At 61.6% G+C, this 5,940-nt stretch carries 4 protein-coding genes and 2 pseudogenes; 4 read left to right on the top strand and 2 right to left on the bottom strand.

All coding sequences use genetic code 11. The features are described 5' to 3' along the window. The 3 genes from HHL10_RS29705 to HHL10_RS29695 all read left to right on the top strand — a co-directional run. Positions 1-694, top strand: a 694-nt coding sequence (locus tag HHL10_RS29705) for a restriction endonuclease subunit S (protein ID WP_205833289.1), incomplete at its 5' end; no start/stop codon positions are given. Positions 695-723: 29 nt separating this feature from the next. Then, positions 724-927, top strand: a complete 204-nt coding sequence (locus tag HHL10_RS29700; protein WP_169164041.1) for a restriction endonuclease subunit S domain-containing protein — start codon at positions 724-726, stop codon at positions 925-927. 18 nt (positions 928-945) lie between these two features. Further along, positions 946-4,053 carry a type I restriction endonuclease subunit R gene (locus tag HHL10_RS29695; RefSeq protein WP_169164040.1) on the top strand — a complete coding sequence of 1,036 codons (3,108 nt, stop codon included), beginning with the start codon at positions 946-948 and terminating at the stop codon, positions 4,051-4,053. A 383-nt stretch (positions 4,054-4,436) separates the two neighbouring features. Here the strand turns inward: HHL10_RS29695 and HHL10_RS29690 are convergent. Continuing rightward, positions 4,437-4,916, bottom strand: a pseudogene (locus HHL10_RS29690) (IS3 family transposase); the annotation flags it as partial. A 61-nt stretch (positions 4,917-4,977) separates the two neighbouring features. Here HHL10_RS29690 and HHL10_RS29685 point away from each other — a divergent pair. Continuing rightward, positions 4,978-5,809, top strand: a protein-coding gene (locus tag HHL10_RS29685; protein ID WP_169164039.1) for an IS5 family transposase whose coding sequence is annotated in 2 segments (ribosomal slippage) — positions 4,978-5,334 and positions 5,336-5,809 — 831 coding nt in all. Because the reading frame shifts where the segments join, the coding sequence is not laid out codon by codon here. 6 nt (positions 5,810-5,815) lie between these two features. Here HHL10_RS29685 and HHL10_RS30915 read toward each other — a convergent pair. Then, positions 5,816-5,940 (bottom strand): annotated as a pseudogene (locus tag HHL10_RS30915) (IS3 family transposase); the annotation flags it as partial.

Raw genomic sequence — 5,940 nt, 5'->3', positions numbered from 1 at the left:
GCAATGGCTCGATCACAGCCCAGAGCTCGTCGTCGATCAACGGTCTTGCCATGGTGAAACCTCGCCCAGTAGACGGTCTCACTCGGCATGCCAGCATCTACCGTGCCCGCATAAAGTTAGGGCTAGTAAGAAGCAACTGCTCATTGAGAGGTTGCAGGAAGAGCGTTTGGCAGTTGTAACGCAGGCGGTAACAAAGGGAATTGCCGCCAATGTTCTATTGCGCGCTTCCTGTGTTCCGTGGGTCAATAGAATTCCTGCGCACTGGGATTCCGGGAATATAAGACGTTTTGCGGCCATGAAAACGGGGCATACTCCGAGTCGCGCGGAACCTGAATACTGGGAGGGTTGCGATATTCCTTGGTTTACTCTTGCCGATGTTTGGCAAATCAGGGATGAAAGTATTACTTATTTGGGTGATACCAAAGAGAAAATTAGTGGGTTGGGGCTTGCGAATTCTGCGGCGGAGTTGCTGCCTGCAGGTACGGTGGTGCTTTCAAGAACAGCATCAGTCGGCTATTCGGGTGTAATGCCTGTGGCCATGGCTACAAGTCAAGATTTCTGGAATTGGGTGCCGGGCGAGCGTCTTGTGAGTGAGTATCTTCTGCTTCAATTTCGTGCTATGCGGCAAGAGTTCGAAAGACTTACCATGGGTTCACTCATAAAACCATATACCAGGGTGATGCAGCAAGTTTAAGGATATGTGTGCCGCCCGTTCAAGAGCAAATGGAGATCGTTGCGCATGTTCAGCGTTCGACAAAGAAAATAGACGCGTTGATCTCAAAGACTCAAGCGGCTATTGAGAAGTTATTGGAATATCGTGTGGCTTTGATTGTTGCTGCAATCTCTGGTCAGATTGACGTTCGTAATGTCTCTCTCCCGGCCACTGTTGAAACAGAAGCTCCTATTGCGCTCGAAGCCCTGGCTTGAATTTCACCGCTTGCCTTCATGAAAAAGCACACCGAAGCCCGTTTTGAAGACGCCATCGTCCATGAGCTGTGTGCTTCGGGCGGCTACGAGTTCATTGATTACCGGCAGGGGCCGGCGCAGGGCCGTTTCGACCGGGTAAGGGCGTTGGACCCGGTCGGGGTACTGGGCTTCATCGAGGCCACGCAGCCCAGGCTCTGGCAGGGCCTGCAGGCCATCCACGGCCTGGACGCGGGCACCGTGGTGCTGGACCACCTGGTGAAGGAGCTGGACACCAAGGGCGTGCTGAAAGTGCTGCGCCAGGGCTTTAAGTGCTATGGCCGCACGCTGCGCGTGGCCCAGTTCGCGCCCAGCAACGGCCTGAACCCGCAGACCCTGGCGCTCTACGCGCACAACCGGCTGACCGTCACGCGCCAGCTCTTCTACGGCGAGGGGCACAACAAGAGCCTGGATCTGGTGCTGCTGCTCAACGGCCTGCCGCTGGTGACGGCCGAGTTGAAGAACCCGATGTCGGGCGAGACGGTCGCGGATGCCAAGCTCCAGTACAAGCGCCAGCGCGACGGCCGTGAACTGATCTTCGAGTTCAAGAAGCGCACCCTGGTGCATTTCGCGGTGGACCCGGACGAGGTCTGGATGTGCACCCGGCTCTCCGGCGACAAGACGCACTTCCTGCCGTTCAACCTGGGCCACCGCGGGCGCGCCGGCAATCCACCGGCGGCCGACGGCGACTACCGCACGGCCTACCTGTGGCGCGAGGTGTGGCAGCGCGATTCGCTGCTGGACATCCTGGGCCGCTTCATGCACCTGCAGGTCGAGGAAAAGCGCATCGTCACCGACGAGGGCATCCGCAAGATCAGCCGGGAAACCATGATCTTCCCGCGCTACCACCAGCTCGACGCGGTGCGCCGCCTGGTGGCCCATGCGCGCGAGCACGGCAGCGGGCGCAATTACCTGGTGCAGCACTCGGCCGGCTCGGGCAAGTCCAACACCATCGCCTGGCTGGCGCACCGGCTCTCCAGCCTGCACGACGCGCAGGACTGCCGGGTGTTCGACTCGGTGATCGTGGTGACGGACCGGCGCGTGCTGGACCAGCAGCTGCAAAACACCATCTACCAGTTCGAGCACAAGCAGGGCGTGGTGCAGAAGATCGACGAGGACACGCGCCAGCTGGTGCAGGCCCTGGCGCAGGGCACGCCCATCGTCATCACCACGCTGCAGAAGTTCCCCTTCGTTGCCGAGACGCTGTCCAAGCTGCGCGAGGAGCTGCCGGCCAAGGAGCGCGAGGGGCTGGACATCAGCACCCGCGGCAAGCGCTTCGCCGTGATCGTGGACGAGGCGCACAGCTCGCAATCGGGTGAGAACGCGATGGAGCTCAAGGGCGTCCTCAACGCCCATGGCGTGCAGGAAGCCGCCGCTCGCTACCTGGCCGAGCAGCGTGAGCTGGGTGACGAAGGCGCGGGCACGGATGCTGCAGAAGAAGGCGACGAGGACCAGCTGGCCGGCGTGGTGCGCGAGATGCTCAAGCGGGGCCGGCAGCCGAACCTGAGCTTCTTCGCCTTCACGGCCACGCCCAAGTACAAGACCAAGAAGGTGTTCGACGAGCCCGGCCCCGGTGGCGAGGCACCGTTCCACCTCTACACCATGCGTCAAGCCATCGAGGAGAAGTTCATCCTCGACGTGCTCAAGCACTACATCACCTACGAAGCCTATTTCCGGCTCGTGCAGGTAGGCGACGACGACCCGCATGTGGAGCGCAAGAAGACGGCGCGCGCCCTGGCACGCACGCTGACGCTGCACGAGGTCCATGTGGGGACCAAGACCGAGGTGATGGTCGAGCACTTCCGCACCCACGTGCGCCACAAGATCGGCGGCCGGGCCAAGGCCATGGTGGTGACGGAAGGGCGGCTGCACGCGGTGCGCTACAAGCGCGCTTTCGACGCCTATATCGCGAGCAAGGGCTACCAGGACGTGAAGACGCTGGTGGCCTTTTCCGGCACGGTGGACGATCCCGATGCGCCCGGGAAAACCTGGACCGAAGTCGGAATGAACGGCGGCATCAAGGAAAGCGAGCTGCCCGAGGCTTTCGACAGCCACGAATACCAGGTGTTGCTGGTGGCCGAGAAATACCAGACCGGTTTTGACCAGCCCTTGCTGCACACGATGTACGTGGACCGCAAGCTCACCGGCTTGCAGGCGGTGCAGACGCTGTCACGCCTGAACCGGACCTGTGCCGGCAAGGAAGACACTTTCATCCTGGACTTCCGCAACGCGCCTGAAGAGATTTACCGCGCTTTCAAGCCTTATTACGAGGACACGCCAGCCGAGCCGCTGACCGACGCTCAGCACCTGTACCGGCTCCAGCACCAGATCGACGAATCGGGCCTGATTCACGACGACGAGGTGCGTGCTTTCTGTGCCATTTACTTCAAGCCGCGCCGCCAGGCCTCCGTGACCGACCATGCGGCCATGAACGGCGTCCTGGACCACGCCGTCGAGCGCTTCAAGCAGCGCCAGGAGGAAGAGTGCGAGGCGCTGAAAGCCCTGCTGGTGAACTTCCGCAACCTGTACGGTTTCCTCTCGCAGGTCATTCCCTACCAGGACAGCGATCTGGAACGCCTCTACACCTACCTGCGTTTTCTGCTTACCAAGCTGCCGAAGCGGGAAGGTCACGGCCCGGTCCATGTGGAGGACGAAGTGGAACTGCAGTACTACCGGCTGCAGAAGATTTCGGAAGGCCGAATCGACTTGAGCGCCGGTGAAGCCACAGCCCTCAAGGGGCCTGCGGACGTGGGCACGGGCCAGCCCGATGAACTGGTCAGGCTTTCCGAGCTGATCGACATCCTCAACGAGCGCTTCGGCACGGACTTCACCCAGGCTGACCAGCTTTTCTTTGACCAGATTCAGGAGGAGGCCATCGAGAGCGAAGCGTTGCGCAAGGCGGCCGAGAACAATTCACTGGAAGATTTTCGGCATGTGTTCGAGCAGACTTTTGAGGGCTTGGTGATCGACCGCATGGAAGGGAATGAGGAAATCTTCGGAAAGCTGATGGGGGACTCTGAATTCCGAAGCTTGGCGCTGAATCATCTGCTGAGAAAGGTTTATGACTCGTTCCGCAAGCCAAAGTCTTGAGGTCTGTTTGCCCCCGCTTTGCAATATTGAACTTAGAAAGGGAGAAATAAACTGAAAACCAGCTCCATCCTCGCGCTCGCCCTTTCCTGCGCCGCCGCCCAAGCCGCTCCCGCGCCCTTCACCGGCACCGACTATTCCGGCACCTACGCCTGCACCGGCAAGGACGACCACGAGGGCGACTACACCGGCACCGTCACGCTGCGCCTCGTGCGCGCGCAAAGCAGCGGCGTCTACGGGGCGTATATGTTCAAGCTCGAAGTGCCGGGCTACGGCGCCTACCTCGGCCAGGCTGCGGCGTGGAGCAGGAACATAAGCATCCATTTCGCGCTTGCCGACCAGAGCACCCAGGACTGAGGTGTCCTGACAAGAGTGGACAGCGACTTTTAAGCCGCCCGCGCCCCTTCGTTGTGGAAATGTTGTCGCGCAAAGACCGCTGGCGCCACGTTGCCCAGCCGGCTATGGCGGCGCTGGCGGTTGTAAAAGATCTCGATCCACTCGCGGATTGCCGCTGTGGCCTGGGCGCGCGTCGCATAGCGCTCATGGTGGACCAGCTCCGTTTTGAGGCTTCCCCAGAAGCTTTCCATCGGGGCGTTGTCCCAGCAGTTGCCCCGGCGTGACATCGACGCCTCCATGCCGAGCGACTTCACCAACTTGCGATAGTCGTGGGCGCAGTACTGGCTGCCGCGGTCGCTGTGATGGATCAGGCCTCGCGGCGGCCGGTGCTTCTTGTACGCGGCAAACAGCGCCTGGCCCGTGAGCTGCTGCGTCATGTGCTCGCCCATGGCATAGCCCACGATCTCGCAGCTGTAGAGATCCTTCACGCCGGCCAGGTACAGCCATCCCTCGTCCGTCGCCACATAAGAGCTGATTTCGGTAGGCCGCCTACAATGGCGGCCGCTCTCGGCATGGCTATAAGAACAAGCGATGGGGTTGGTGAAGAAGGACGACGGCTGGCGCATCCCAGACGAGTTGTGGGAGCAGATGGAACCGCTGCTGCCACCGAGGCCCAGGCACCCTTTGGGGTGCCACAACCCTCGCGTGCCGGATCGTGCGGCCATGAATGCCATCCTGCTGGTGCTGCGCACGGGCATGCACTGGAACGCCTTGAGTGCCACGGGCGTGTGCTCGTGCAGTTCGGCCTACCGACGCTTTCGCGAGTGGTGCGACGCCGGAGTGTTCCTGGAGTTTTGGCAGCAGGGACTGTTGGCGTACGACGCCTTGAAGGGCATCGACTGGAGCTGGCTGGCCATGGACGGGGCGACGACGAAGGCGCCGCTGGGTGGGGGGAAAAACCGGCCCCAATCCTACGGATCGCGGCAAAAGCGGCGTCAAGCGCAGCACGCTCACTGACGCGGCGGGCCTGCCATTGGCCGTTGAGGTAGCCGGGGCTAATCGTCACGACATGAAGCTCACCGCAGCCACCCTGGCGGGCATCGTCGTCAAGCGACCCAGGCCCACGCGCGAGGCCCCACAGGGCCTGTGCCTGGACAAGGGCTACGACTACAACGAGGTGCGCGCCATCGTGGCGGCATTCGGCTTCACGGCTCACATTCGCACTCGTGGTGAGGAGGCCCAGGCCATCAAACGCGAAGCCGGCTTCCGGGCTCGTCGCTGGGTGGTGGAACGAGCGCACAGTTGGCTCAATCGTTTCCGGCGCCTCTTGGTGCGCTGGGAAAAGCGGGCCGACACCTATATCGCCATGCTTCATCTGGCCTGCGGTCTCATCGTTTGGCGCGCAACTGGCCTACTGGAATAGCCACTAAGTGATGTCGGTCAGCCACACCTGGTTCGGCTCGCTGGCAACGAACTTCTGGTCCAGCAGGTTCTTCGCCACCGGCAGCGCGTGGTTGGAATCCGTGGTCCTGACCCGGTAGCGCCGTTGCTGGC

Origin of the sequence: Azohydromonas caseinilytica, from assembly GCF_012927045.1 — a bacterium.
In the GTDB taxonomy this organism is placed as follows: Bacteria; Pseudomonadota; Gammaproteobacteria; order Burkholderiales; family Burkholderiaceae_C; genus Azohydromonas; species Azohydromonas caseinilytica.
Note: the sequence above shows the minus strand (reverse complement) of the source record. Positions and strands in the feature narration are given on the sequence as shown.

Excerpts from the sequence above, each read along its gene's own strand:
- HHL10_RS29695 (WP_169164040.1), top strand. The coding sequence starts at position 946 with ATGAAAAAGCACACCGAAGCCCGTTTTGAAGACGCCATCGTCCATGAG.
- HHL10_RS29700 (WP_169164041.1), top strand. The coding sequence starts at position 724 with ATGGAGATCGTTGCGCATGTTCAGCGTTCGACAAAGAAAATAGACGCG.